General features: G+C 73.2%; 21 protein-coding genes. 16 read left to right on the forward strand and 5 right to left on the reverse strand.

Annotated elements, in window-relative coordinates; all coding sequences use genetic code 11:
- The first annotated feature begins 126 nt into the window (after positions 1-126).
- The 7 genes from amiA to DEH69_RS25695 all read left to right on the forward strand — a co-directional run bounded on the left by amiA (position 127) and on the right by DEH69_RS25695 (position 8,653).
- Positions 127-240 (forward strand): streptamidine family RiPP, encoded by a 114-nt coding sequence (gene amiA, locus DEH69_RS33150; RefSeq protein WP_258534970.1) that lies wholly within the window; start codon positions 127-129, stop codon positions 238-240.
- Between the two features lie 91 nt (positions 241-331).
- Positions 332-1,153 (forward strand): hypothetical protein, encoded by an 822-nt coding sequence (locus DEH69_RS25670; RefSeq protein WP_113689371.1) that lies wholly within the window; start codon positions 332-334, stop codon positions 1,151-1,153.
- Positions 1,150-2,646, forward strand: coding sequence for a CocE/NonD family hydrolase (locus DEH69_RS25675; RefSeq protein ID WP_113689372.1), 1,497 nt, complete (start codon positions 1,150-1,152; stop codon positions 2,644-2,646). Before DEH69_RS25670 ends, DEH69_RS25675 begins: the two co-directional genes overlap by 4 nt.
- Complete coding sequence (locus DEH69_RS25680; protein ID WP_113689373.1) at positions 2,643-4,022, forward strand: YcaO-like family protein; 1,380 nt, start codon at positions 2,643-2,645, stop codon at positions 4,020-4,022. Before DEH69_RS25675 ends, DEH69_RS25680 begins: the two co-directional genes overlap by 4 nt.
- Positions 4,023-4,032: 10 nt before the next feature.
- A complete protein-coding gene (locus DEH69_RS25685; RefSeq protein WP_258534960.1) occupies positions 4,033-5,151 on the forward strand; it encodes a SagB/ThcOx family dehydrogenase in 1,119 nt (372 codons plus the stop codon).
- Positions 5,148-6,884, forward strand: coding sequence for an ABC transporter ATP-binding protein/permease (locus DEH69_RS25690; RefSeq protein ID WP_113689374.1), 1,737 nt, complete (start codon positions 5,148-5,150; stop codon positions 6,882-6,884). The genes DEH69_RS25685 and DEH69_RS25690 overlap by 4 nt, the downstream gene beginning before the upstream one ends.
- Positions 6,881-8,653, forward strand: a complete 1,773-nt coding sequence (locus tag DEH69_RS25695; protein WP_113689375.1) for an ABC transporter ATP-binding protein — start codon at positions 6,881-6,883, stop codon at positions 8,651-8,653. Before DEH69_RS25690 ends, DEH69_RS25695 begins: the two co-directional genes overlap by 4 nt.
- A 62-nt stretch (positions 8,654-8,715) precedes the next feature.
- Here DEH69_RS25695 and DEH69_RS25700 read toward each other — a convergent pair whose 3' ends face one another.
- From DEH69_RS25700 to DEH69_RS25710, 3 genes are read right to left on the reverse strand one after another with little or no spacing between them, the layout of a single operon-like run.
- Positions 8,716-9,738: an ABC transporter substrate-binding protein gene (locus tag DEH69_RS25700; RefSeq protein WP_113689376.1), complete on the reverse strand. Its 1,023-nt coding sequence runs from the start codon at positions 9,736-9,738 to the stop codon at positions 8,716-8,718.
- Complete coding sequence (locus DEH69_RS25705; RefSeq protein ID WP_113689377.1) at positions 9,735-10,556, reverse strand: ABC transporter ATP-binding protein; 822 nt, start codon at positions 10,554-10,556, stop codon at positions 9,735-9,737. The genes DEH69_RS25700 and DEH69_RS25705 overlap by 4 nt, the downstream gene beginning before the upstream one ends.
- Positions 10,553-11,587, reverse strand: a complete 1,035-nt coding sequence (locus DEH69_RS25710) for an iron ABC transporter permease (protein ID WP_113689378.1) — start codon at positions 11,585-11,587, stop codon at positions 10,553-10,555. The genes DEH69_RS25705 and DEH69_RS25710 overlap by 4 nt, the downstream gene beginning before the upstream one ends.
- Before the next feature lie 561 nt (positions 11,588-12,148).
- Between DEH69_RS25710 and DEH69_RS25720 the strand changes: the two genes are divergently transcribed.
- Positions 12,149-12,616 (forward strand): MarR family winged helix-turn-helix transcriptional regulator, encoded by a 468-nt coding sequence (locus DEH69_RS25720; RefSeq protein ID WP_113689379.1) that lies wholly within the window; start codon positions 12,149-12,151, stop codon positions 12,614-12,616.
- Between the two features lie 626 nt (positions 12,617-13,242).
- Here DEH69_RS25720 and DEH69_RS31140 read toward each other — a convergent pair.
- Complete coding sequence (locus tag DEH69_RS31140; RefSeq protein WP_181727607.1) at positions 13,243-14,259, reverse strand: LacI family DNA-binding transcriptional regulator; 1,017 nt, start codon at positions 14,257-14,259, stop codon at positions 13,243-13,245.
- A 163-nt stretch (positions 14,260-14,422) separates the two neighbouring features.
- On the opposite strand from DEH69_RS31140, the gene DEH69_RS25735 reads away from it, so the two are divergent.
- The 7 genes from DEH69_RS25735 (at position 14,423) to DEH69_RS25765 (ending at position 22,612) form a co-directional block, all read left to right on the forward strand.
- Positions 14,423-15,673 (forward strand): ABC transporter substrate-binding protein, encoded by a 1,251-nt coding sequence (locus DEH69_RS25735; protein WP_113689381.1) that lies wholly within the window; start codon positions 14,423-14,425, stop codon positions 15,671-15,673.
- A gap of 69 nt (positions 15,674-15,742) precedes the next feature.
- Positions 15,743-16,606, forward strand: coding sequence for a carbohydrate ABC transporter permease (locus DEH69_RS25740; RefSeq protein ID WP_113689382.1), 864 nt, complete (start codon positions 15,743-15,745; stop codon positions 16,604-16,606).
- Positions 16,606-17,433: a carbohydrate ABC transporter permease gene (locus tag DEH69_RS25745; protein ID WP_113689383.1), complete on the forward strand. Its 828-nt coding sequence runs from the start codon at positions 16,606-16,608 to the stop codon at positions 17,431-17,433. Before DEH69_RS25740 ends, DEH69_RS25745 begins: the two co-directional genes overlap by 1 nt.
- 65 nt (positions 17,434-17,498) lie before the next feature.
- Positions 17,499-18,908: an ADP-ribosylglycohydrolase family protein gene (locus DEH69_RS25750; protein ID WP_309302905.1), complete on the forward strand. Its 1,410-nt coding sequence runs from the start codon at positions 17,499-17,501 to the stop codon at positions 18,906-18,908.
- 41 nt (positions 18,909-18,949) lie between these two features.
- A complete protein-coding gene (locus DEH69_RS25755; RefSeq protein WP_258534961.1) occupies positions 18,950-19,852 on the forward strand; it encodes a PfkB family carbohydrate kinase in 903 nt (300 codons plus the stop codon).
- Entirely contained in the window at positions 19,849-20,820 is a 972-nt protein-coding gene (locus tag DEH69_RS25760; RefSeq protein WP_113689386.1) for a nucleoside hydrolase, read from the forward strand. Before DEH69_RS25755 ends, DEH69_RS25760 begins: the two co-directional genes overlap by 4 nt.
- Positions 20,821-20,950: 130 nt before the next feature.
- A complete protein-coding gene (locus DEH69_RS25765; RefSeq protein ID WP_113689387.1) occupies positions 20,951-22,612 on the forward strand; it encodes a glycoside hydrolase family 13 protein in 1,662 nt (553 codons plus the stop codon).
- A 402-nt stretch (positions 22,613-23,014) separates the two neighbouring features.
- On the opposite strand, the gene DEH69_RS25770 is transcribed toward DEH69_RS25765, so the two are convergent.
- On the reverse strand, positions 23,015-23,986 hold the full coding sequence (locus DEH69_RS25770) for a glycoside hydrolase family 6 protein (protein WP_113689388.1): 972 nt from the start codon (positions 23,984-23,986) through the stop codon (positions 23,015-23,017).
- Between the two features lie 325 nt (positions 23,987-24,311).
- Here DEH69_RS25770 and DEH69_RS25775 point away from each other — a divergent pair, with 325 nt between their 5' ends.
- A complete protein-coding gene (locus tag DEH69_RS25775) occupies positions 24,312-25,322 on the forward strand; it encodes a LacI family DNA-binding transcriptional regulator (protein ID WP_113689389.1) in 1,011 nt (336 codons plus the stop codon).
- The last annotated feature ends 67 nt before the right edge of the window (positions 25,323-25,389 follow it).

The following is a 25,389-nucleotide window of genomic DNA, read 5'->3' on the forward strand; positions in this document are numbered from 1 at the left end:
CCGCGTGTTACCTGGATCACGCTCCCCGGTCTAGTAAATGATAATCATATTCTTTAGCCTCTCCTGTGCGGCGTTCGTCCGATCGCCGTACTCCCGTGCGAACAAGGAGAGTTCATGGACCACGAGATGGAAAACGAGCGGGTCTTCGCGCCGATCGTCGACCCGGGCCAGCTGGCTCACGACTCGGCCTCGCACTCCAACGCGCTCGTTGAGAACCCCTTCGAGGACGACGGCGAGTAACCAAGGGCCCACAACCCTGCCCGTGGGCCCGCCGGTCGTCTTCCGCGCGGGCCCACACCCCAACCACGGCCTACCCGACAGGAGACCCGACGTGTCCCGCAGCCAGCTCGCCCGCGGCGTCGAGGTCGTCGCCGTGCCCGGGGGCGGTCTTGCCATCCGCACGGCCGACGGGGAGTTCCTCGGAGTACGGATCGGCGAGGTGGACCAGGGCGCGCTGCTGGCCCGACTCGCAGGGGCGGCGACGGGCGAGCAGGATGCCGAACTCGCCAGGCTGGCCAGGGCCTTCGAGGACGCCGGATATCTGGTGGAGGCGCCGCGGCACGCGGAATGGCCCGCCGAGCGCAGGGACGTTCGGCTGGTGGGTGACCCGGTGCTGACCGAGCCGCTGGCCGCGTATCTGCGGGCCGAAGGGGCGCAGCCGCGCTCGGCTGAGCCCGACGCGGTGACCGACGGGCACCCCGCCGCCGTGGTCTGGTGCGTCGACGGGCCCGTGCCCGAAGGGATGTGGGACGACGCCGACCGGCTGCCCGAACGCGGCATCGCCTGGCTGCGCTGCTACCGCGAGGGTTGGCAGGCGTACGTGGAGCCGCTCGCTGCCGCCGCCGACGACGTCACCTCGGCCCATGTGCGGGCACGTCGACTCGCCGCCACGCCCGCGCACCGCGAGCTCGCCGCCTACTGGAGCGGCCCACGCACCTCCGGGGCCCTCATCCAACTCGCCCGCCCGGCAGCGGGGTTGCTCGCCGCACTGCTCGCGGACGACCTCACCCGATGGGCCACCGACGCTCCGGACGTCGGCGGCCTGCCCGCTCGGCGCCGCCTCCGCCGGGTCGACCTGCGCACCTTGACCGTCACCGAGCACCCCCTGCTGCCCGTTCCCGATGTCGCGCCGATGCCGGAGAAGGCCGGATGACACCGGGCACCGTGGCCATCGACGGCTCGGCCATCGACGGCTTGGCCACCGACGTCCGGCTCCCGGACGGCCGCGGCCCCTTCCCCGCCGTCCTCATCCGCACCCCCTACGACAGGCGGCGGCACCACGCGGAACTGGCTGGGTGGGCCCGTCGCGGGTTCGCCGCACTGGCCCAGGACGTGCGGGGGCGGCATTCCTCGGCCGGGAGGTGGCGTCCATACGAGAACGAGGCCGCTGACGGGGCGGCGACCGCCCGCTGGATCCGCCGACAGCCCTGGCACGATGGGCGGTTGGTGGCGGCGGGTGCCTCCTACGCCGGGCACTGCGCGCTCGCGCTCGCGCTTGAGGCGCCCGAGGGCGCGCGCCCCGATGCCGTCATCGTCGCCGTGCCGGCGCTTGGCGCCGCCGAGACCGCTCGCGAACCCTCGGGCGTGGAACGCCTCGCGTCCCGCGCTGGCTGGTGGGCGGCGCACGGCGACCGGCGGGACTCCGACGAAGGCGCCCTGCGGAAGGCCCTCGCCGCCGACCCAGGACTGCTCGCCCACCTGCCGGTGCGCGGCCTCCCCGCGCGGCTGGGCCGGAGCCTGCCCTCCTGGCCGGGCCTGTGGCGACACCGCGAGCGCGGTCGGATCGGGGCGCGGGCGAGGCAGGGCGAGCAGCCCCTGCTCGTGGTGGGCGGCCAGCACGACCACTTCGCCGCGGAGACCTTCGCGCTGTGGCACGGCTGGGGCGGGCCCTCGGCGCGACTGCTGATGGGACCCTGGGGGCACGGCCTGGTGGCCGAGCCGGGGCGCGACGCCTGCCCTGAGCACCGGGTGCCTCTCGGCGACCTCTACGCGCGCTGGGCTCGCCTCGCGCTCACCGGCGAGCTGCGGAACGGGCGCCACGGCGTGGTCGCGCTGGGCGGCAGCCCGCTGTGGGTGGCCGCCGACGCCGAGGGCGAGCCATACCGCCCCGACGTACGGGTGCTGCACGGGGCCTCGTTCACGGCCGATCCCCAACGCCCGGTGTCCTCGGAGGAGTTGGCCGTCCCCACCGAGGGGGCGCCCGATCGGTGTCTGCTCGTCACCACCGCGCTGCCGCGCCCGCTGGACGTCATCGGCCCCGCCGAGGTGCGGCTGCGGGCCACCGCCGATACGCCCTGCGCCGACTGGTTCGCCCGGCTCGCCGCGATCAACCCCGAGGGCACGGCCGAGCGGCTCGCCGTCGGCGTCGTCCGACGCGCGGATCCTCCGGGGCGGGCCGCCGAGTTCACCGTGCCGCTCGGTCGGCTCGCGCGGCGGCTCCCCACGGGCACCCGACTCCGCCTGGAGATCGCCGGGCACCACTTCCCGGCCCACGCCCGCAATCCGCACACCGGCGACGACCCGGTCCTGGCCACCCGCCTGCGTGCCTCCCGACGCGAGGTCGAGGCCGACGGCGTGGCGCTCCGGCTGCCCGTGCTCCCGTCCCGACCCGAACCCGTCGATCCCGTACAGGAGATCCCGCGATGACGGCGCTGCCGCTCGAAGCTCTCGTCGACCCCGTCTGCGGCATCGTCCGCAAGGTCAAGCCCGTCGAACACCCCGCGGGCGCACCGCCCCGCTACACCGCGCTCACCGCCGAGATCGCCGACGCCCGCAAGCTGGGCCTGTGGCCCGCCGACCGGGTGTCGCTCGGCACCACCTTCGGCGACCCCGAGGGCGCCCGAACGGCCGCCATAGCCGAGGGAATCGAGCGGTACTGCGGAAACCGGGTGCCGCCGCCGGGCCACCAGGACGCGCCGCTGCGCGCCACGGCCGCCGAGCTGACCGCCAAGGGCCTGCGGCTGTACGGCCCCGAGGAACTGCCGGCCTACGCCGACTGGCAGTACGCCCGCGCGAAGTTCCCCTACCGCCCCCTCACCCCCAACACCCCGTGCCTGTGGACGCGCGGCGAGGAACGCCTGGCTGACGGGGAGACGGCCGAGGTCTGGGCACCCGTCGCGCTCACCCACCTCAACTGGCGCCAGGGCGAGCTGCGTTCGCTGCCCCGCACGCACCACCTCAACTACGCGGGGATCGCCGCGGGGCAGGGGTTCGACGACGCCGTCGAGCGCGGTCTGCTGGAGATCGTCGAACGCGACGCGCTGGAGTTGTGGTGGCACCTCGACGGGCCGACCCGGGGCATCGACCCGGCCAGCGTGCCCGGCCTCGCCGACGACCTGGCCGGATCCGAACTCGACGTCCATCTCGTCGAGATGCCATCGGAGTTCGCCCCCTGCGCGGCCGCGCTCGTCCACGACCGCCGACTCGGCGTCCGCGCGGCCGGGTTCGCCTGCAAGTACGACCCGGCCGAGGCCGCCCGCAAGGCCGTGCTGGAAGCCGTCCACACCTGGATCTTCACGCAGGGCCTCATCGACCCCGACGGCTGGGTGTTCCAGGCCGTGGAGGCCGGGCTGCTCGCCCGCGGCCTCTACCTGGACCACCGGGCGGACAGGCGCTATCTCGACGCGTGCGGCGAGCACTTCTCCCGGGTGCGGGACCTGGGCGCCCATGTGCAGGTGTGGCTGGACGAGCGGATGGCGGCCGAGGCACGGCGGTTCACCGAGCCAGCGCGGGGCGTCGTGCCCGTCGAAGCGGTCGAACGCGGCAGCCGGGAGCGACTTGAGCGCGCGCTCCACGACGGCGGCCACCGCGTCATGACGTTCGACCTCACCACCGAGGACGTGGCCGAGACACCGCTGCGCGTGGCCCGGGTCCTCGTCTCCGGGCTCATCCCCAACGCCCCCGCAGCCTTCGGCTACTTCGGCTGCCCACGCCTCGCGCAAGCTGCCATCGGCCGGGGTTGGCGTACGACCACGCCGAGCGCGCCGGAGGACTTCATGCTCGCTCCTCCTCCCCACATGTGAGGGCGGCCCGATGAACCTCGCCCTCGCCCTCGCCCGCGCTCGCTCCGCTGAGGAGCCGGGTCCCGACACGCCTGCCGGGGCCGCCGTCCCCGACTGGCCGGGCCGCGCTCACTGCCTGCCGAAGGCCGGTCCCGGGGAGCTGGACCTCCCGCGGCTGCTCCGCCTCTCGCTGGCCGCCGTGGACGGCGCCGGACGGCTGCGGCCCGCCCCGTCCGCGGGCGGACGCCACCCGGTCGACGCCCAGCTGGTGGTGGGCGCCGACTGCCCGCTGCCGCCCGGGCGCTACGGCTACGACCCGCTGCGCCACCGCGCGCACGCGCTCGATCCCGCCCCCGACGACGCGTTGCCCGGTGCGACCGTCGAGCTCTCCGTCACCGCGCGGCGCACGGTCTCCCACTACGGCCACCGCGCCTGGCCCCTGCTGCTGCTTGACACCGGACACGCCGCCGCGGCACTGTGGCTCGCGGCCGCCGCGCTCGGCACCACCCCGCCCATCCTCCGCCTTGACGGGCTCGCCGAACACCCTCTCGCCGCACTGCACTTCCCGCCGCCCGTGGGTGCGCGCCGGGGCGCGGACGCGCCCACCCCGCGAGAGCTGCTGGCCCGCCGCAGCGCCCGGCCGCCGCTGACGGGCACCCCCTCGCGGGACGCGCTGCGGACGGTGCTGGCCACCGCCGTCGACGCGAGTGCCGGCGAGGTCGCGTGGTGCGCGGCGGTCGGCGAACCCAGTCCCGAACTCGTCGAGTTGGCGTCCGATGGCACCCTGCGACGGCTCGCATCGGGCGAGGCGCGGCCGACTCTCGGGGCCTGGGCGGCTGGCCAGGGCTGGATGGCCGACGCGGGCGCCATCCTCCTCGGATACGGCTGCCCGGCGGACTCCGACGCGCCGCGGATCCGCCGGGCGCATCTGCGAGCCGGCTTCGGCGTGGGCCTTGCCCAGGTGGCGGCCGGCCGACGGGGGCTGCTCAGCCGCCCCGTCGGCTCCTGGCAGCGGGCGGACCTGGGCGCCGCGCTCGGCGCCGCCCCGGGCCGGGACTGGATCGTCCACGGCCTGGCCCTCGGCACCCCCACCCAGCCTTCGGCCGGGGGTACCCCCCACTCGCTTCGCTCGGAAGAGGAAACCCCGTGATCGTCCACCCCGAGCTGCGCCGCGCCGCGCGGCACGCACGGCGCACCCTGCTCGCGGCCACCCTCCTCCAGGGGGCCGTCACCTTGACCCACCTCGCGCAGGCCGCGCTCCTGGCCCTTGCGCTCGCCGACCTGGCCCGGGGCGAGACGGGCCGCCTCCCCGTGCTCCTCGCGGCGGTGCTGGCCGTGGTCGCCACCCGCGCGGGGCTGACGTGCGGGCAGCGGCGCGCCGCCACCCGGGCCGGGGCACGGGTCAGGGTGGGACTGCGCGATGAACTCGTCGCCCACCTCGGCCGACTCGGGCCCGCGCACCTGACCACCGCGCGCGCCGGGGCCGTCCGGACGACCCTGGTCGACGGGGTGGAGGGCGTCGACGCCTACGTCGCCCGCTACCTGCCCCAGCTCCTCATCACCCTCACCGTGCCGCCCCTGCTGCTCGTCGCCCTGGCCGCCATCGAGCCGAGCGCCCTCGTCGGCCTCGTCCCCGCGCTGCTGTTCGGCCTGCTCGCGCCGCGTGCCTGGGACCGGCTCCTCGCCAAACGCGGCAGGGAGCACTGGGACACCTACGAGGGTCTTGGCGCCGACTACCTCGAGGCGCTTCAGGGCATGCCCGCGCTGCGGGCCGCTGGTGCCGTGGGGCGTGTCAGGGAGCGGCTCGAGGAGCGTTCGGCAGCGCTGCACCGGGCGACCGTCGCCAAGCTCCGGGTCTCCCTCGTCGACACCGGGCTGACCGACCTGGCGATCCAGGGCGGCACCGTGGCCGCCGCGCTGCTCGCCTGCTGGTCGGCCGTCACCGGATCCACCGCGGCGACCGGCACCTATCTGGTGCTGCTCCTGGCCTCCGAGTGCTTCCGGCCCGTGCGCGACCTGTCCCGCGAGTGGCACGCGGGGTATCTGGGCGCGTCGGCCGCCGACGGGCTCGCGGCGCTGCGCACCGCGGAACCCGCGGTTCCCGACACGGGAACCGCGCGGGCCGACTGGCAGGGGCCGCCCCAGGTGCGCTTCGAGGATGTGACGTTCGGCTACGACGGCGCGGAGCGCCCCGCCCTCGACGGCGTCGCCTTCACCGCGGACGCGGGGCGCACCACCGCGATCGTCGGCCCCTCGGGCGCTGGCAAGTCCACGCTCGTCGCCCTTCTCCTGCGCCATCGCGATCCGCGGCGGGGCCGGATCACGATCGACGGCCGCGACGTGACCGAGTACGCGCTCGACTCGCTGCGGCGGGGCATCGCCGTGGTCTCCCAGGAGACCTACCTCTTCCACGGCACCATCGCCGACAACCTGCGCCTGGCCCGGCCCGCGGCCACGGACGACGAACTGGTCAGCGCGGCCCGTACCGCCGGCGTCCACGACGAGATCGCCGCCCTCCCCGTCGGCTACGCCACCGTCATAGGCGAACGCGGTTCCACCCTCTCCGGCGGCCAGCGACAACGGCTTGCCCTCGCGCGGGCCCTGTTGGCCGACGCTCCGGTCCTCGTCCTCGACGAGGCCACGAGCTCGGTCGACGAGCGTCGCGAGGCGGACATCGTTCGGGAGCTGCTGGCCGCCGCGGGAGGCCGGACCATTCTGGTGATCGCCCACCGGCTCGCCGCGGTCGAGCACGCCGACCGGATCGTGGTGCTGAACGGCGGACGGGCGGACGCCGTTGGCGAGCACGCGCACCTGGTCGAGGCCGACGGAATCTACGCGGAACTCGTCAGGGCCGGCCGTCCGCACGAAGGAGCCGCGGCATGAGCGGCGCCATCCAGGACGGCACCGCGGGCAGCGGCACGACCGAGGCGCCGGTGCCCCCGCGCGGCTCGCTGCGCGCCCTGCTGCCCGCGCTCGCCGGGCACCGGGCCATGATGGCCCGCACCTGTGCCACCGCCGTCGTCGAGCAGGGTTCGCTGGTCACGCTGCTGACCCTGGCCGCCCACACCGTGGGAACGGCCGTCACGGAGGACCGCGCTCCCTCGGCCGAGACGGTCGCCGCTCTCGTCCTCCTCGTCCTCGTCCGCGCCCTGACCACCTGGCGTGAGATGGACCTCTCGCACGACCTGGCCTACCGGGTGCTCGCCGAGCTGCGGGTGCGGGTCTTCGACGGGCTTGCCCGCAGCGCGCCCGCCCGCGTCGCCGGCAAACGCAGCGGGGAGCTGGCCGCCACCGCGATGACCGACGTGGAGGCCCTGGAGTTCTTCTACGCCCACACCACAGCCCAACTCCTCGCATCCGGCGTGGTGTTCACCGGCGGTACGGTGACCCTGGCCATGCTGGAGCCGTGGCTGCTTGTGGCGGTACTGCCGGTCGCCGCGCTGCTCGCCGCAGCCCCCTTCGCCGACGCGCGCGGGCGCGCGGCGCGCGGGGCGCGCACCAGGGCGGCCGCCGCGAAGCTGTCGGCCGACACCGTGGACACCGTCGACGGGCTGCGCGAGCTGCTGGCCTTCGGCGGGCTGGCCAGTCGGCGTGGCCAGCTCGCCGAGCAGGGCCGAAGGGTGGGCGAGGCGCAGCGGGCCGAGGCCACCTGGGAGGCGATGGCCGCCGCCGTCCGTGACCTGCTCATCGTGTGCGCGGTCCTTGGTGTGGTGGCGGCCGCGGCCCAGTCCGTGACCTCGGGGAGGCTGCATGGCGCGTGGGCTCCGGCGGCCATGGCGCTGGCCCTGTCGGTGCTCGGCCCGGTCGCCGAGTCGGCCAGGGCGTTGAGCCAGGCCATGGGCCTGCGCGCCGCGGCCGCCCGGGTCGACGCGGCCATGCGGGCCCCCGCACTCGCCCCGCCGCCGGCCGCATCGTGCACGCTGCCGCCGGGTCCGCTGGGCGTCCGGTTCCGGCAGGTGAGCTTCGACTACGGTGGTCAGCCGGTGCTGGTCGGCGTCGATCTGACGGTCCCCGCGGGACGGACGCTCGCCCTGGTGGGGGCCTCGGGCGCGGGCAAGTCGACCTGCGCCCACCTGCTGGCCCGATTCTGGGACCCGGTCGCCGGAGCCGTGCTCCTGGTGCCGGACGGCGGTGCGCCCATCGACATCCGCGACCTGTCCGACGCCCAACTCCGCGCCGCCGTCGCCGTGGTGGGCCAGGACACCCCCCTCTTCCACGGAACCTTCGCCGACAACCTGCGCCTCGGGGCGCCGGGCGCGGACGACCGCGTGCTGGCCGAGATAGCCAGCCTCTGCGGCGTCGACGGGATCGGCTCCCTTGACACCCCCGTCGGGGAGCGCGGATCCACCGTCTCCGGCGGCCAGCGTGCCCGCATCGCGCTCGCCCGTGCCCTGGTGCCAGGGCCCCGGGTCCTGGTGCTCGACGAGACCACGGCCCACCTGGACAACGCGGGCGACGCCCGGCTCGCCGCCGCGCTCGGCGCCGGGAACCGCACCACGATCGTCATCGCCCACCGTCGCGCGACCATCCGCCGCGCCGACCGCGTCGCCGTCCTCGAAGCCGGCCGTGTCGCTGAGGAGGGCACCTGGGAGGAACTCACCGCGCGCCCCGACAGCGCCCTCAACCGCGTCCTGGCCACCACCCCGTCCTGACACCGCGCCCCACGGGATCACCCGTGGGGCGCGGCAGGCGAGCGGCGGTGCGGCACCGGGGGTCAGAACGCCTCGGGGTACAGCGCCGCGGCGATGTCCGCGACCGCGTCGACGTTGCCGAGGGTGCCGGGGTAGACGTCCGAGGCCGAGACGGCGATGAGGCGGTCGTCGCGCACCGCGTCGAGGTCGGGGAAGGTGCGGGTCAGGTAGTCGCGGGTGGCCTGCTCGTGCTCGGGGCTGTTGGCCGTGAAGACGAGAGCCTCGGGGTCGCGCTCGGCGAGTACCTCGGGGTTGATCTGGGCGGCGAAGAAGTCGGCGAACGCGGCGTCGTCAGGCCCGAAGACGTTTTCCCCGCCGGCCCGCAGGATGATGTCGTACTCGATGCCGGCACCGATCGCGGAGAGCGTGCTGCCCTCGACGTAGACCTGCGCGACCGTCACGGGGTCCCGGTCCGAGACGCGGGCGGCGACGTCGTCCAGAGTCGCTTCGGCCTCATCGGCGAGCCCGGTCGCGGCATCGGCCACGTCCAGGGCGCGGCCGAGGGCGTCCAGGTCGGTGAAGAGGTCGTCGACCGTGCCGGTCATCCGGCGATCCGCGCACCCCCCGGTGGCGATGTAGGCGGCCACGCCCGCCTCGTCGAGCTGCTCGACGCTGGCGAAGCCCTGCTCGGCGGTGAACTCGTAGGCGGTGGGCGCGAACACGAAGTCGGGCCCGGCCTGGAGCAGCACCTCGCGCGTCGGCGGGGCGTCCTCGCTGAGCACCGGAATGTCCTCGGCCTCGGCACGCAGCTCCTCGGGCAGCGGCGCCGTGGCGGTCTGCGCCTGGCCCACCATCCGGTCGCCGAGACCCAGGCGCAGCAGCAGCTCCGTCTGGGACGGGCTCAGTCCCACGATGGCCTCGGGGGTCCCCGGCAGGACGACCTCGCGGTCGCAGTTGGTCAGCACGGTGGACCGCGGGCCGTCGGCGTCCTCGCTGTCCGCCTCCGGTTCCGTGACCCCCGAGCCGCAGGCGGTCAGCGTGAGGAGGCCGAGGGCGGCCAGGGCTGTTCCGGTGGCGGCGAACCGGGCGGGCAGGGGTCTGGTCATGACGCGCGCTCCTTGGCTTGGTGCTCGGGTGTCGGGTCGTGCGACGCGGGGGATGCCGGGGAGGAGAAGGCGATCAGGGGCCGTCCGGTCGCCGGGTGGCTCAGCAGGTGTGCCCTGACCCCGAAGACCTCGCCGATCAGTTCGGGCGTCAACACCTCCGCCGGGGGGCCGTGGGCGACGATCCGCCCCGCCCGCATGACGGCGACGACATCGCAGTGGGCCGCCGCCAGGTTCAGGTCGTGCAGCGCGGCGAGCGTGGTCAGGCCGAGCTCGCCGATGACGCGCATGAGTTCGAGCTGGAAGGAGACGTCCAGGTGATTGGTCGGCTCGTCGAGCACCAGCACCTGGCTCTCCTGCACCAGGGCGCGCGCCAGCAGCACTCGCTGCTTCTCGCCGCCCGACAGCGCGGCGAAGGGCCGTCCGGCCAGCTCGGTGGCGCCCACCCGGGCGAGGGCCCGGTCGGCGAGCGCGAGGTCGTGCGGGGAGTCGCCCCCGAAGCCGCGGTGGTGGGGCAGGCGGCCGAGGAGCACGACATCGAGCACGTCGAGATCGAAGTCGGCGGTGGTCTCCTGGGTCATGACGGCGACCTGCCGCGCCACGGTCCGCGGCGGCAGCCGCCACACGTCCTCCCCGTCGAGGCCGACCGTTCCGGCCTCGGGCCTGATCACCCGGTACAGGGTGCGCAGCAGCGTGGACTTGCCGCTGCCGTTGGGGCCGACGAGACCGACGACCTGGCCCGGTGCCGCGCTGAACGTCGCGCCGTGCACGACGCGGGTGCCGCCGGGAGCGACGACGACGTCCGTGAAGTCGATCCTCATCGCAGCACCCCCGCCCTGGCCGCGCGCCCCCGGCGTATCAGCCAGAGGAAGCAGGGGGCCCCGACCACGGCGGTGACGATGCCGATGGGTATCTCGGTGGGCGCGGCGACGGTGCGCGCGAGCACGTCGGCGGCCATCAGGAAGAGGGCACCGCCCAGGATGGTGACGGAGAGCATGCGGCGGTGGTCGGCGCCGACGAGGATGCGGGCGGTGTGCGGGATGACGAGCCCGACGAAGCCGATCCCTCCGCTGACCGCCACGACAGCGCCGGTCAGCAGGGAGGCGGCGATCACCAGCTGTCCGCGCAGCCGGTTGACGTTGACGCCCAGCGCGGTGGCGTTCTCGTCGCCGACCAACAGGGCGTTGAGGGCCCGGGCGTTCGCCAGGGCGTAGAGCGCGACGACGGCGAGCGCGACGGCCGGGACCGCGAGTTGGTCCATGGTGGCCGCCGAGACGCTGCCCAGCAGGAAGAAGAGCACGCTGAAGACGTTCTGCGCCTCGGTGGTCAGCGTCAGGTAGCTTGTCACCGCGCTGAGGAGCGAGCCGAGGGCGACGCCTGCGAGGATCATGCGAGTCGGTGCCAGCACCCCCTGCTGGCGCGCCAGCAGGTAGACGGCGGCGGTCGCGCCGAGCGCGCCGAGGAACGCCGCGCCGCTGAGCGGGAGTCCGCCGACCGCGGCCGAGCCCAGGGTGATCACGGCGACGGCGCCGACCCCCGCTCCCGCCGAAACCCCCAGTACGTAGGGCTCGGCCAGCGGATTGCGCACCGCCGCCTGCATCAGCGCCCCGGCCAGCGCGAGACCGGCCCCGGCCAACCCGGCCAGCAGGGTGCGCGGCAGCCGGAACTGCCACACCGTCTGGTCCTGGAGCCGGGTGATCGAACCGTCCCTCATCCAGGGGGCGTCGGGGACGAGGTGGCCGATGATGACGCGCACGGCATCGGCTGCCCCGACGTCCGCCGGGCCGGTGGCGGCGGAGACGACGAGAACGGCCAGAATGCCGAGCGCGAGGAGGAGGTGGGCGCCGACCATCGCCCCAGGCGGTCGGCGTCGCCCCCGCTTGCTCGCGACCTGTCTCGTAGCGGACAACGGCGCGCCCTCCCGCTGCTATTGAAAACAGTTGTCGTAACCGTATCCACTTGGCTGGTGGCGAGCAACGGATTCCACCCGGGTGTGAAGACGATCACCGGGCTGGTTGACGCGCCATCTACGCCAGGGCGCCACTAGTTGATGTGTTAACTGGCGTCCTGGGCTGGTGACCTGCTGGCGCGGACCGGGGCGGGTCGCCCGCGGCGACATGGAGCGTCGGGTGCGCCAGGAGGTGGATGTGATCGCGTTCCGTGTCCGGGGGTGGACATGCGGCGCGTGCGGCACCGTGCGCGACCGCGACCACAACGCGGCCCGCGACGTCCTCTTCGAAGGGCGCCGAATCGTCGCCGCCGGACGGGCGGAGGCGCCAAACGCCGGTGGAGCGCCGATAAGACGGGCACCCGTGCCCGCGCGGCGCGGTGCGGCGGGAAGCCTCCACAAGGGGCAGACCACCCAGGCCGGAATCCCTGGACTTTGGGCCAGGGAGCGCGTCAAACTCCGTCCATGAACGCGACGCCTCGCTGGCTGACCTCGGAGCAGAAGGCGGTGTGGGACAGTTTCATCCGCATGCAGGAGACGCTCATCGGGCGACTCTCCCGCCTGGTCCAGGCCGACTCCGGTATGTCCGCATCCGAGTACCTTGTGCTGGCCAGTCTCACCGAACGTGGCGGCGGGCGGATGCGCCTGCTGGAGCTGGCCAAGTCGGTGGAGTGGGAGAAGAGCCGCATGTCCCATCAGGTCGGGCGGATGGCGAAGCGCGGACTTGTGGCCAAGGAGGAGTGTCCCGACGACGGACGCGGAGCGTTCGTCGTCGCCACCCCGGCCGGTTACAGGGCGATCGAAGAGGCCGCGCCCATGCACGTCGAACACGTCCGTCGGCTGTTCATCAACGCCCTCCCCCAGGAAGAGCTCGACACACTCGCCCGGATCTCGGACCGCGTCCTCGCGCACATGGAGAAGCAGCCCGACTGACCGATGAGCGTTTCGGCGCGTTCGACTGGTGAGTTGAGCGCTCGCTCACGTCATGGGGCGGGCCGTCTCGTTCACTCGTCGGCGAGAGCTTCCGCGTAAGGGAACACAAGCTCTCCGGCGAGTGGAGTCACGTAGTGGCCCAGGCGGTCGACACCGGCTTCGCCTGTCCGGTCCTGCCAGGTGTGTTCAGCAGGGGCGTAGGGCGCTTCTTCTATCGCGTCCGGCTGGAACCAGTCCGACTTCGTGCCGATCGTCCACGGCCCTGCCGCTGCCAGAGCGGGCAGGCGCGGCGCTCCTCGGCGTCCGCGGCGACCGCGTGACGGGCCAGCGACGCGCCCGACGGCACCGTCACCACCGCGCTGGCCCCGACCTCGCTCGCCGCGCGGGCCGTTCTGCCCCTGGTCGTCAGGCTGTTGGCCGTTCAGGGCCTGAGGCGCTTCGCCGTCCGCCGCATGGCCGCCATCACGATGAAGGCCGCCCCCAGGCCCCGGCGGCACTCCTGGGGGCACGCGGTCATCACCCGGCCCGACCGGCATGACCACCCCGGCCCGCCGCGGCGGCGCGGACGCCGCGGCCGCGCCGCCTGCCGCACCAGGCCCGCGCCGCCCGCCGCCCTGCCCCGCCGATCAGATCGACGACACCCCTCGCGGCGCCGCCGTCGACTCCTGGACCACGAGCGCCACGTCGAGCACCTCGTGGACGGGCTCGGTGGATGGGTTCTTCATCTGGGACATGAGCCGGTCCACGGCGCCGCGGGCGATCGCCTCTATCGGCTGCTGGATGACGGTGAGCGGTGGGTTGGTGTGCGGCGCGAGCTCGGTGCCGTCGAAGGACACCAGGGAGACATCCGCGGGGACCGAACGCCCCAGCCTCCGGCAGGCCGAGAGCGCGCCGGTGGCCTGGACGTCGGAGGACACGAACAGGGCCGTCACCTCGGGGTCCGCCAGGAGGTCCGAGGCCGCGCGGTAGCCCCCGGCCGCGGAGAACGGCGCGTGCTGGATCAGGTCGTCGCCGCTGGGCAGCCCGGCCTCCGAGAGCGCCATCCGCCAGCCGATCACCCGGTCGTCGGCGACGTCGAGGCTGCGCGGACCCGCGACGATCCCCACCCTTCGATGTCCCAGGGAGATCAGGTGCTCGACCCCGATCCGCGAGCCGTTCAGGCCGTCGGAGCGCACCGTTGACACCCTGACGCCGTCCGGAACGCGGTCGAGCACCACGGTGGGGATGCCCGCGTCGACGGCCGCGTCGAGCTCGGGGTGGGACTGCGCGGCGATGAGGAGCAGGGCGTCGACCTTGCGGTCGACGAAGGCGCGGATGTAGCGGGTCTCGCGGTCCTGGTCGTCCGCCGTCGAGCCGGAGAGCAGCACATAGCCGCGGCCGAACGCGGCGTTCTCCACGGCGCGGGTGAGCTGGGAGAAGAACGGGTTCACATGGTCGGGCACCAGAAGGCCCAGGGTCTGGGTCGGTCCGGCGCGCAGCGCCTGGGCGATCGCGTTGGGCCGGTAGCCCAACTCCTCGACCGCGGCCAGGACCTTCTCCCTGGTCTCGCGCGAGACCGGGCGCAGCCCGGGACGCAGGACGTAGCTGACCACTGCGGGGGACACACCGGCGAGACGCGCGACTTCGGCACGGGTGACAGCCATGACCTGACTGTAGCGGAGAGATAACGAGTTCCTCAACTCGTGTTGACACCCTCGCAACACGTGTTGTACAAAGCCTCGTACTGCACCTGTCGCGGGCGTACCACAAGAAAGTCGTAGGAAACGCTGCGAACCGCAACAGATCCTGTTCAAAGGAGAATCACGGATGTCCACGTTCACAGCACGGCGGGTCGCGCTGGCCGCCTCCGCGGCACTCATACTCTCGCTCACCGCGGCCTGCGGGGGTGATGACTCGGGCGGCTCGGGGGGCACGACGGTCGAGTTCTTCCAGAGCAAGACCGAGGCGGTCGACGTCGTCGACCAGATCATCGCGGACTTCGAGGCTGAGCACCCCGGCATCGACGTCGAGCAGAACAACACCCCCGACGCCATGACCGTGCTCCAGTCGCGGCTGGCCAAGGGCGAGGTGCCCGATGTCATCGCGGTCAACGTGTCCGACTACAACGACCTCGCCACCGCGGGAATCCTCAAGGACCTCGCGGGCACCGAGGCGGCCGACGCCGTCTCCGACGACAACGCCACCGCGTATGTGGCCAGGGCGGGCCAGACCGAGGGCACCACCCCCGCGCTGCCGTGGTCGGTCAACGCGCAGGTGGTGCTCTACGACGTGGACCAGTTCGATGAGCTGGGGCTGACGGTGCCGACGACGTGGGACGAGTTCGTCGACACCGCGCGGGCGGTCGAGGACGCGGGGCAGGACCCGTTCTACTTCACCTGGAAGGACTCCTGGACCGCCAAGCTGGTCCTCAACTCCCTCGCGGGCAGCCTCCAGGGCCCCGACTTCTGGGACGAACTCCGGGACGGATCGGCCACGTTCGCCGGGAGCGAGGCGTACCAGGAGGCCGCAGAGAAGCTGCTCGTCCTGAAGGAGCACGCGCAGGACGACCCCTTCGGCAGGGGATACGAGGACGGCAACATCGCCTTCGCCGGCGGTGAGTCGGTGATGTACGTCCAGGGCACCTGGGCCATCCCCGAGATCCTGTCCGTCAACCCCGACAAGAACATCGGCGCCTTCGTCATGCCGGTCGGCGACACCGCGGACGACAGCGTCATCCTCTCCGCCCCCGACTCGGTCGTCGGCATCGCCGAGAACAGCGGGAACGCCGAGGCGGCGCAGGAGTTCGTCGACTACCTGTTCTCCGCACAGGGCCAGGCGACCTTCACCGAGGACCAGCGGCTGTTCTCCGTGCGCGACGACGTCACGTCCGCCGAGGACGTGCTGGCTCCGCTGAAGACCGACTGGATCGACACCGGGCGGACGGCGATGTACCCCGACGGCATGTTCACCGGGGCGAGCGACCTGGCGGCGCTGACGCAGACGTTCCTCCAGGACGAGGACACCGGCGCCTTCCTCGAAGCGCTCGACACGGACTTCCAGTCGCACGGCATCCAATGAGAGATCGGTGAGCCGGGGGTGTCCGCCCGGTCCCCCCGGCGGACACCCCCGCACCGAGACGGTGATCCCATGTCCCAAAGACGCCACATCTACTACTGGATGGCCCTTCCCGCCGTCCTCCTCTTCTTCGTCTTCCACACCCTGCCCGCCTTGCAGGGCGTCTTCTACAGCTTCACCGACAGCCGGGGCTACGGCGACTGGTCGTTCATCGGGTTCGACAACTACGCCGAGCTGTTCCGCGACCCGCAGATCCGGGAGAGCTACCGCTTCACGCTGCTCTTCGCCGTGGTCGCCACGATCGCCGCGAACGTCGTGAGCCTGGCGATCGCCGTCGGGCTGACGTCGAACGTCCGGTTCAGGGGATTCCTGCGCGGCGTCTACTTCCTGCCCGCGATCCTGGCCACCATCGTCGTCGGCTACATCTTCAACTTCCTGTTCGCCAACCCGCTGCCCGAGGTGGGCGAGTCCCTCGGCTTCGACACCCTCTCGCGGAACATCCTCGGCGACCCCGACCTGGCCTGGGTCGGCGTGGTCATCGTCGCCGTCTGGCAGGGCTGCGCCACGACGATCGTCATCTACATGGCCGGGCTCCAGACGATTCCCGACGAGGTCAGGGAGGCGGGCCTGCTGGACGGCGCGAGCGCCTGGCAGCGCTTCTGGCGCATCACCTTCCCGCTGCTCGCCCCGTTCTTCACCATCAACATGGTCCTGTCGCTGAAGAACTTCCTCATGGTCTTCGACCAGATCGTCGCGCTGACCGAGGGCGGCCCCGGCACGGCGACGCAGTCGATCTCCTACCAGATCTATCGCGACGGCTTCACCGGCGGCGAGTTCGCCTACCAGTCGGCCAACGCCGTCATCTACTTCCTGGTGATCGCGCTGATATCGGTGGTCCAGCTGCGGTTCCTCAGGGCACGGGAGGTGAGCGCCTGATGGACAACGCGCGCAAGAGGGCGAACTGGCTGCTGACGGGCCTGCTGTTCCTCGGCTCCCTGACCATTCTCATCCCGATGTACTTCACCGTGGTCACCGCGCTCAAGTCGCGGACCGACATGGCGGGGAACCTGTGGTCCCTCCCCACCCAGTGGCACTGGGAGAACTTCGGCGAGGCCATCAGGGTCACGGGATTCGGCCAGGCGCTGCTCAACAGCCTGCTGATCACGGGCGCCGTCATCGTCCTGACGGTCCTGACGAACTCGCTTGTCGGCTACGCCATAGCCCGCAACCTGCACCGCACCCCCTTTAAAGTCATCTTCCTCTACTTCCTGTCGGCCCTGTTCATCCCCTTCCCCATCGTGATGCTTCCCCTGGTCAAGGAGATGAGCTTCCTCGGGCTCGACAACCGGTGGGGCCTCGTCCTGCTCTATGTGGTGTACAACCTCGCGTTCAACGTGCTGCTGTACACCGGCTATCTGCGGACCGTCCCCCAGGCGATCGAGGAGGCCGCGCTCCTGGACGGGGCGAGCGCCTGGCAGACGTTCTGGCGCGTGATCTTCCCGCTGCTCACCCCGGTCAACGCCACCGTGGCGATCCTCACGGGGCTGCACACCTGGAACGACTTCCTGCTGCCGCTGGTCATCCTCTCCGACCAGGACGAGTACACGCTTCCGCTGGTCCAGTACGCGTTCCAGGGCCAGTTCAGCACCGACTACAACCTGGCCTTCGCCAGCTACCTCATGGCGCTCACGCCCATGCTGGTCATCTACCTGTTCGCCCAGCGCTGGATCATCGGCGGCGTGGCGCGCGGTGCCGTGAAATGACGGGCGCCGGACGTGCCCCGCACGCCGAGGCGACGCGTCTGACCACCCGGCGGAGGACAACTTCCATGCCCGCTTCTTCCATGCCCGCTTCTTCCATGCACGACGTACTCGACCCCTGTGACACCGTTCCCGACGAGGTCGAACAACTCACCACGAGCGGCTTCGAGATCGCCCCCGCGCTGCTCGAAGCGGTGGGCGAGGCGGCCGACCGGGGAGACCGGGCCGCGCTGCGCGCGCTGCTGCCGCGCGTGGCCGGCACGGCACGCCGCCGCGCCGACTGGCCCTATGACGAGCCGACGGGCGCGGAGGACCTCGCCGCGATCGAGGCGCGGCTGCCCGGCGTCGCCGCGGGGCGCCGACCCGTGCCGTTCGGCGGCGGCCCCGAAGACCTCGGCGACCGCGTGCGGGGCGCGTGGCAGGCCCGCTGCGCCGGGTGCTGCATGGGCAAGCCGCTGGAGGGGCTGCGGCCCGAGCAGATCCGCGGCTATCTGCGTGCCGCCGACGCCTGGCCGCTGCGCGGCTATGTGCCTCACCTCGATCCCCTTCCCGAGGGCATCGAGCGGCTCAACCCCTCGTGGGATGAGGCCACGCTCGGCCGGGTCACCGGGATGCCGCGGGACGACGACACCGACTACACCGTCCTCGGCCTGCACCTGCTCGAACGGTACGGGCGCGGCTTCTCGCCGCGCGACGTCGCCCGCGAGTGGCTGGACAAGCTGCCGTTCACGCAGACGTTCACCGCCGAGCGCGCGGTCTACCGCAACCTCGTCTCGGGCGTCGACGCGGCCCAGGCCGCCACGTTCGACAACCCCTACCGCGAGTGGATCGGCGCGCTGATCCGCGCCGACATCTTCGGCTACGTCAACCCAGGCGACCCGCTCGCCGCGGCCCGGCTCGCCCACGCCGACGCCAGCCTCTCCCACACCGCGAACGGCGTCTACGGCGCGATGTGGGCGGCGGCGCTGGTCGCCGAGGCGTTCGTCGCCCCCGACGCCGCCACGGCCGTGCGCCGCTCCGCGGACTGGGTCCCGGAGCGCAGCCGCCTGTCCGCGACCCTCGCCACGGTGCTCGATCTGCACGCGGAAGGGGCGCGTTGGGAGGAGGCGATCGCCTGGGTGGACGAGGCGTTCGCCGGGCACAGCTGGGTCCACACCCTCAACAACGCCGCGGTGATCGCCGCGGGACTCCTCTGGGGCGAGGGCGACGTGGCGCTCTCGCTCGGCCTCACGGTGCAGGCGGGCCTCGACACCGACTCGTCCGCGGCGACGGTGGGCTCCGTCCTCGGCGCCCTGAACGGGGCCGACGCGCTGCCCGACGCGCTGATCGCCCCGCTGGATGACCGGATCCGCAGCGCGGTGCGCGGCTACGACTACTCCCGCATCACCGCGCTCGCCGACCGCACCGCCGCGCTCGTCGTGCCCGGCGCGTCCGGCGTGCCCGGCGCGCCCGGCGCGTCCGGCGCAGGGGAACGGTGAGCGGCGGGCGGCCGGGGGAGGGCGGCCGAGCGCTTGTGGTGGTGGGATCGATCAATCGCGATCTCACGCTTCGCGTCCCGCACCGCCCGGACGGCGGCGAGACCGTGCTGGGCACGGAGGCGACGTTCGCGCCCGGTGGCAAGGGCGCCAACCAGGCCATGGCCGCGGCCCGCGCGGGCGCCCGCGTGCGTTTCGTCGGCAGCGCCGGACCCGACGGCGCCCCCTTCGTCCGCGCGCTCGGCGACGGCGGCGTCGATGTCTCGGCGGTCGAGATCACCGGGAGCACGACCGGACTCGCGGTCGTCCTGGTGACCACCGACGGCCAGAACTCCATCGTCGTCGCGCCGGGAGCCAACGAGCTGCTGACCGCCGAACAGGTCGAGCGGGTCGTCGCGGCTGAGGTGGCCGCGGCGGAGGAACGTGACGGCGCCGCCCCCGTGGTCCTGCTCCAGTGCGAGATCCCCATCGGCGCCGTCGTGGACGGGGTGCGCACCGCCGCGGCGCGCGGCGCCCGGGTCGTGCTCAACCTCGCGCCGTACGCCCCGCTTCCCGGCGATGTGCTCGCGGTCTGCGACCCGCTCGTCGTGAACGAGTCGGAGGCGGGCCAGGCGCTGGGGCGGCGGGTGGCGACCGGCGCGGACGCGGCCGACGCCGCCATCGATCTGGCCCGGCGCGCCCGAAGCGCCGTGGTGACCAGGGGCGCCGGTGGCGCCGTGGTGGCCCGCGCCGGTGATGTCACGGTCGTCCCTGGCCTGACGGTGCCCGTCGTGGACACCACGGGCGCGGGCGACGCGTTCGTCGGCACGCTCGCCGCGCGCCTGGCCGCCGACGACGACCTGATGGCGGCGGTGCGGGCGGGCAACGCCGCGGGAGCCCGCGCGGTCGGGCACCGCGGCGCACAGCCACCGAACGCGAACGGCCCCACCACCCTGGAGGAACGATGACCCCGCCCACCGCCGCGGAAGTGCGGCGCCTGGTGCTCGACACCGATGTCGCGATGGGGGCGCCAGGCAGCGACATCGACGACGGCTTCGCGATCGCCCTGGCCGTCGCCGACCCCGCGCTGCGGCTCGAGCTGGTGACGACGGTCGACGGCAACACCGACGTGGACAGCGCCACCGCGCTGGCCGTGGAGCTGCTGCACCGTCTGGGGCGCGGCGAGGTCCCCGTGGTCAGGGGCGCCGCGGGCCCGCTTGCCGATCCGTGGCGGCCGCGGGAGCGGGCCGCCGACGTGCTGGAGCGTTTCGGCCACCGGCGCCCCGCCCCGGGCCGCGCGGCCGAGGCGCTGGTCCGGCACATCACCGCAAGCCCCGGCGAGATCACCCTGGTGGCCATCGGGCCGCTGACCAACGTCGCGACGGCGATGCTGCTCGAGCCGAGGATCGCCCGCGACGTGCGCGAGATCGTCGTGATGGGCGGCTACTTCACCGGCCACCAGGGCAACGTCCGGGTGCCGGGGGAGTTCAACATCTGGGCCGACCCCGAAGCGGCGCGCATCGTGCTGCGCTCCGGTGCGCGGCTGCGCCTCGTCGGGCTCGACGTCACCTACCAGGTGCGGATGAGCCGGGACCAGGCGGCCGAACTGGCGTCAGACGGTGGCGACTTCGGCCGCTTCGCCGGAGAGTGCGGGCTGGCGTGGATCGAGACCCTGCGGCACCGTTACCCCGGCTCGGCCACCCGGGACAGCTTCCACCTGCACGACCCGCTCGCCGTCGCGGCCGTCACCCACCCCGAGCTGATCGGCTGGCGGCGGGCTCATGTCGCGGTCGCGACCGACGGCGTCGCCCGGGGCATCACCGTGGCCGACCTGCTGGGCACCAGGGACGCCCCCGAGCCCAACTGCGAGATCGCGGACACGGTGGACGTCCCCGCCTTCCTCGACCTCTTCCTGCGGCGGGTGGGCGCGCTGTGAGCCGCCCCCGCCTCCCGATCCCCGACATGACGACCCGAGACTTGCAGACCCGAGACTTGCAGACCCGAGACTTGCAGACCCGAGACATGCAGACCCGAGACATGCAGACCCGCACAGCGAGGACCGCACCATGAACCACGCCCACCAGCCCGTCCCCGCGGCCGACTGGTGGCGGCACGCCGTCATCTACCAGATCTATCCGCGGTCCTTCGCCGACTCCGACGGCGACGGCATGGGCGACCTGCCCGGCATCACCGCCCGCCTCGACCACCTCGCCGACCTGGGCGTCGACGCCGTGTGGCTCTCGCCCTTCTACCGCTCGCCGCAGGCCGACGCGGGCTACGACGTGTCGGACTACCGCGACGTCGACCCGCTGTTCGGCACCCTCGCCGACTTCGACGCCCTGGTCGCCCGCGCGCACGGGCTCGGGCTGCGGGTGATCGTCGACATCGTGCCCAACCACAGCTCCGACGAGCACCCGTGGTTCCGCGAGGCGCTTGCCGCGGGCCCCGGCAGCCCCGAGCGCGCGCGGTACATGTTCCGCGAGGGCCGCGGACCCGGCGGGGACCTGCCGCCGAACAACTGGCGTTCGACGTTCTACGGACCGGCCTGGACCCGGGTCACCGAGCCCGACGGCACGCCGGGGCAGTGGTATCTGCACCTGTTCGACAGCAAGCAGCCCGACTTCGACTGGGGCAACGAAGAGGTCCGCGCGGAGTTCGACGACATCCTGCGGTTCTGGCTCGCGCGCGGCGTCGACGGGTTCAGGGTGGATGTCGCCCGCGGGCTGGTCAAGGCCGAAGGGCTGCCCGACCACCCGCTGGAGTACCAGCACAGCGGGCGCCCCGCGCCGGACGGCAGCCGCACCCCGCTGCTCGACCAGCCGGGCGTGCACGACATCTACCGGCGCTGGCGGGCGGTGCTCGACGCCTTCGGCCCCGACCTGGTCCTGGTCGCCGAGGCCCACCTCCAGCCCCCGTCGCGGCTGGCCGCGTATGTGCGCCCCGACGAGATGCACCAGGCGTTCAACTTCCAGTACCTCGACTGCCCCTACCGGGCCGCCGACCTGCGCCTGGTGATCCAGGAGTCCCTTGACGCCTACGGCGCCGTGGGCGCACCGGCGACCTGGGTGCTCAACAACCACGACGACGTGCGTCACGTCAGCAGGTTCGGGCTCCCGACCGGCACGCCGACCGACGACGGCATCGGCCCGCGCGACCCCCAGCCCGACCTCGCCCTCGGCGCCCGCAGGGCCCGCGCGGCGACAGGCGTCATGCTGGCGCTCCCCGGAGCCGCCTATCTCTACCAGGGCGAGGAACTCGGGCTGCCCGAGCACACCGGGATACCCGACGAGGCTCGCCAGGACCCCATCTTCGCCCGCTCGGGCGGCAGGGCCGCGGGCCGCGACGGCTGCCGGGTCCCGCTGCCGTGGCGGAACGGCGAGCCCGCGTACGGCTTCTCGCCCACCGGGCGCTCATGGCTGCCGCAGCCCGAGGACTGGGGCCCCTACGCGGTCGAGTCGCAGCGCGGCGTGGAGGGCTCGTCGTACGAGCTGTACCGCTCGGCCCTGGCGCTGCGCACCAAGTACCACCTGGGCGCGGAAACGTTCCACTGGGTCGAACTGCCGGGCGCCGCCGACGAGGTGATCGCCTTTCGCGTCGGCGACATCCTCGTCGTGGCCACCGTCGGCGACGCCAGCGTGCGGCTCCCCGCGGGAGAGGTCGTCCTGGCGACCGGACCGCTGACCTCCGGCACGCTCCCCCCTGACACCACGGCCTGGCTCAAGGTGTAGGGCGCGCGAAGGCCACGCCGCGTCAGGCGTCGTGGGGCGGCGTCACCCGAGGAGCGGAGCACCGTGGCGCACACCGGTCGACGCGACATGCCGACCTCGGCGGGAGGCGGAACTCCTGGCCGCCGCCCCCGGCCCGGGCGGTCTCCTGGCGCCAGCTCGCCAACACCCTGAGCGGCGACGCCCGTTCCCCGCGGGCCGGTCCTCCCGGCGAGCCGCGGGATCCATGCCCCACGCCTCGCGTTCCGGTACCGCGGCGGGCGGTTCTGGCTGCTCACCACCGATGTCGACGACCCCTCGACGTCGGGTGGGTCTCGCCGGGAGAGCGGCCCCGACCGGACCACCCCGCACACGCCCGACGGCGTGCTCGCGCGGCACGCAACGGGGTGGCCGCGATGTGAGGGGTCAGTAGCCGTAGATCATCTTGTAGGCGACCTCCGGCAGGAACTGTCCCGCCGTGGAGCCCGAGCCGACACCGCAGTCGCCGTCGGACTCACCCGGAGTCTTGAGCCACAGGAGCATCTCGGCGCCGCTGCCGCCTTCCTGGGAGGGCGTTCCGATCCTGCGGCCGCCGGGGTTGCACCACTCACCGTTCGAACCGTTGCCGTTGCGGCTGGTGTCGATGACGAACGGCTTGCTGTAGCCGTGACGCTGGCCCAGCGCCTGGTTGATGCTCCCGGCGTAGGACGCGTTCTCGGCGGTGGGGAAGTAGTTCGAAACGTTGAGAGAGAAACCCCTCGCAAGGCTGAGCCCTGAGGAGTGGAGGCGATCGGCCATGGTCGAGGCGTCGGCCCAGCCGGGATTGCCCGCGTCGAGGTACACCCAGGCGTTGGGCGCTTTCGAACGGAACTCGGAGAGAGCGTTGACAAGCATGCCCTGGCGCTCGTTGATCTGGTCCTGCGTCATGCAGCTGTAGTCGCCGAGGGCGTCGGGTTCGAGGACGACGACGGCAGGGCGGCTGCCGATGCCACTGGCGAAGGCGGCGATCCAGGTCGCGTACGCGGACGGGGACGCGGCCCCGCCCCCCGAGTGCCCACCGCAGGCGTCACGGCCGTACATGTTGTAGGCGACCAGGAGCGGCAGCTTGTCGGCGGCCTGGGCGGCGCCGACGAACGACCCCGTGGCGGAGCCGATGTCGCCGCTCCAGGACCCGAACCAGCGGGCCATCGGGACGCTGGCGATCGAGTCGCGGATCGCCGAGGCGCGTCCGTCGCCAGGATTGGCGGCCGCCCAGGCGGCGGGCCCCGAATGCGGGTCGACGTAGAAGCCGCTGGTCATGGCGCGTGGGTCGGGTGCCGCCTGCGCGGAGGGCGAGGAGGCCAGGAACAGGGGCAGGGCGAGGAGTCCCGCCACTGCCCCGCGGAGGAGTCTGCGCATGGATGTACCTCAATCGTGGGGAGGGAAGCGCCGCGCGGCGTTCGTCCTGGACCGCGACGCGGTGTGGGGTGGGGTGGGGTGGGGTGGCGCCAGGCTGTGGCACCGGGCGTGAGTGGGGGCGCCGAGTGCCAAGGGGTGGGAGCGCTTCCAAAGTGCAGAGGGCGACCCGATGAGCCTTTCGATATGGTGTGTGAGCTGATGAGGGCTGTCAAGGGAGGCCGCGTCAACTCCCCTTGCGCCCGGGGGTGATGGGGTCATGAACGGCCATAGACTGGAAGCGCTCCCAGGGCCTTCCCGGGATCGCGGGGGAAGGGGGCCTCAGCCCATGAGAGATGTGCCGCGTCGGCAGCCCACGCTCGACGAGGTGGCCGAGCGCGCGGGCGTCTCCCGTTCGGCGGCATCGAGGGCGCTCAACAACGCGCCCCACGTCAGCCGCGACAAGCGCGAGGCGGTCCGACGGGCCATCAGGGAGCTCGGCTATGTGCCGAACCCGACGGCGCGCGCCCTGGCGACCCGCCAGCGAGGCTCGGCCGCCCTGGTCATCGCGGGGGAGACTCCCGCGATCTTCGCTGATCCCTTCTTTGCGAAGGTGATCGTTGGTGCGTCAGCCGCCCTGGAGGAGGCCGATCTTCATCTGATGCTGTGCCTCGCGGCCGCCGACCGCGGCCGACGGCGCCTGGCGGAACTGCTGCGCGCGCGAGGCGTCGACGGCGCCATGTTCATGGCGGTCCGGGAGAATGACCCCGTCCTCGACATCGTCCGCGAGACGGAGCTACCCGTGGTCTTCGGCGGGCGCCCGGCCGGCTTCGAGCCGTCGTGGTACGTCGACGCCGACAACGCCGGTGGCGCGCGCAGGGCCACGGAGCACCTGCTCGACCGCGGGCGGAGGCGGGTGGTCATGATCTGCGGACCGCTGGACACCCATGTGAGCCGGGAGCGCCACCGCGGCTATCGCGAGGCCATGATCCTGGCCGGGCTGGAGCCGTTCGGCCCGGAGAGCGGAGACTTCACTGAGCCAAGCGGCGCCACCGCCATGGCCGCGCTGCTGGAGCGCCACCCCGGCGTGGACGGGGTGTTCGCCGCCAACGACAACATGGCGGCCGGTGCCCTGCGCGCCCTGCGCGGCGCGGGCCGGGCCGTCCCCGGTGACGTCGCGGTCGTGGGCTTCGACGACCTGGACATCGCGCGGATCACCGAACCGCCGCTGACCACGGTCCACCAGCCCATCGAGAGCCTGGGCCACGAGACGGCGCGCATGCTCGTCCGGCTCATCGGCGGCGAGGAGCCCAGCCCGCTGATCCTGCCCACCCGCGTGGTCGCGCGTTCCAGCGCGTGACCGGCGTGGGCCGGACGGGGACGCGGGGACGGGGACGCGGGGACGGGGACGCGGGGACGGGGACGCG

The organism is Streptomyces sp. PT12 (assembly GCF_003311645.1).
Taxonomy (GTDB): domain Bacteria; phylum Actinomycetota; class Actinomycetes; order Streptomycetales; family Streptomycetaceae; genus Streptomyces.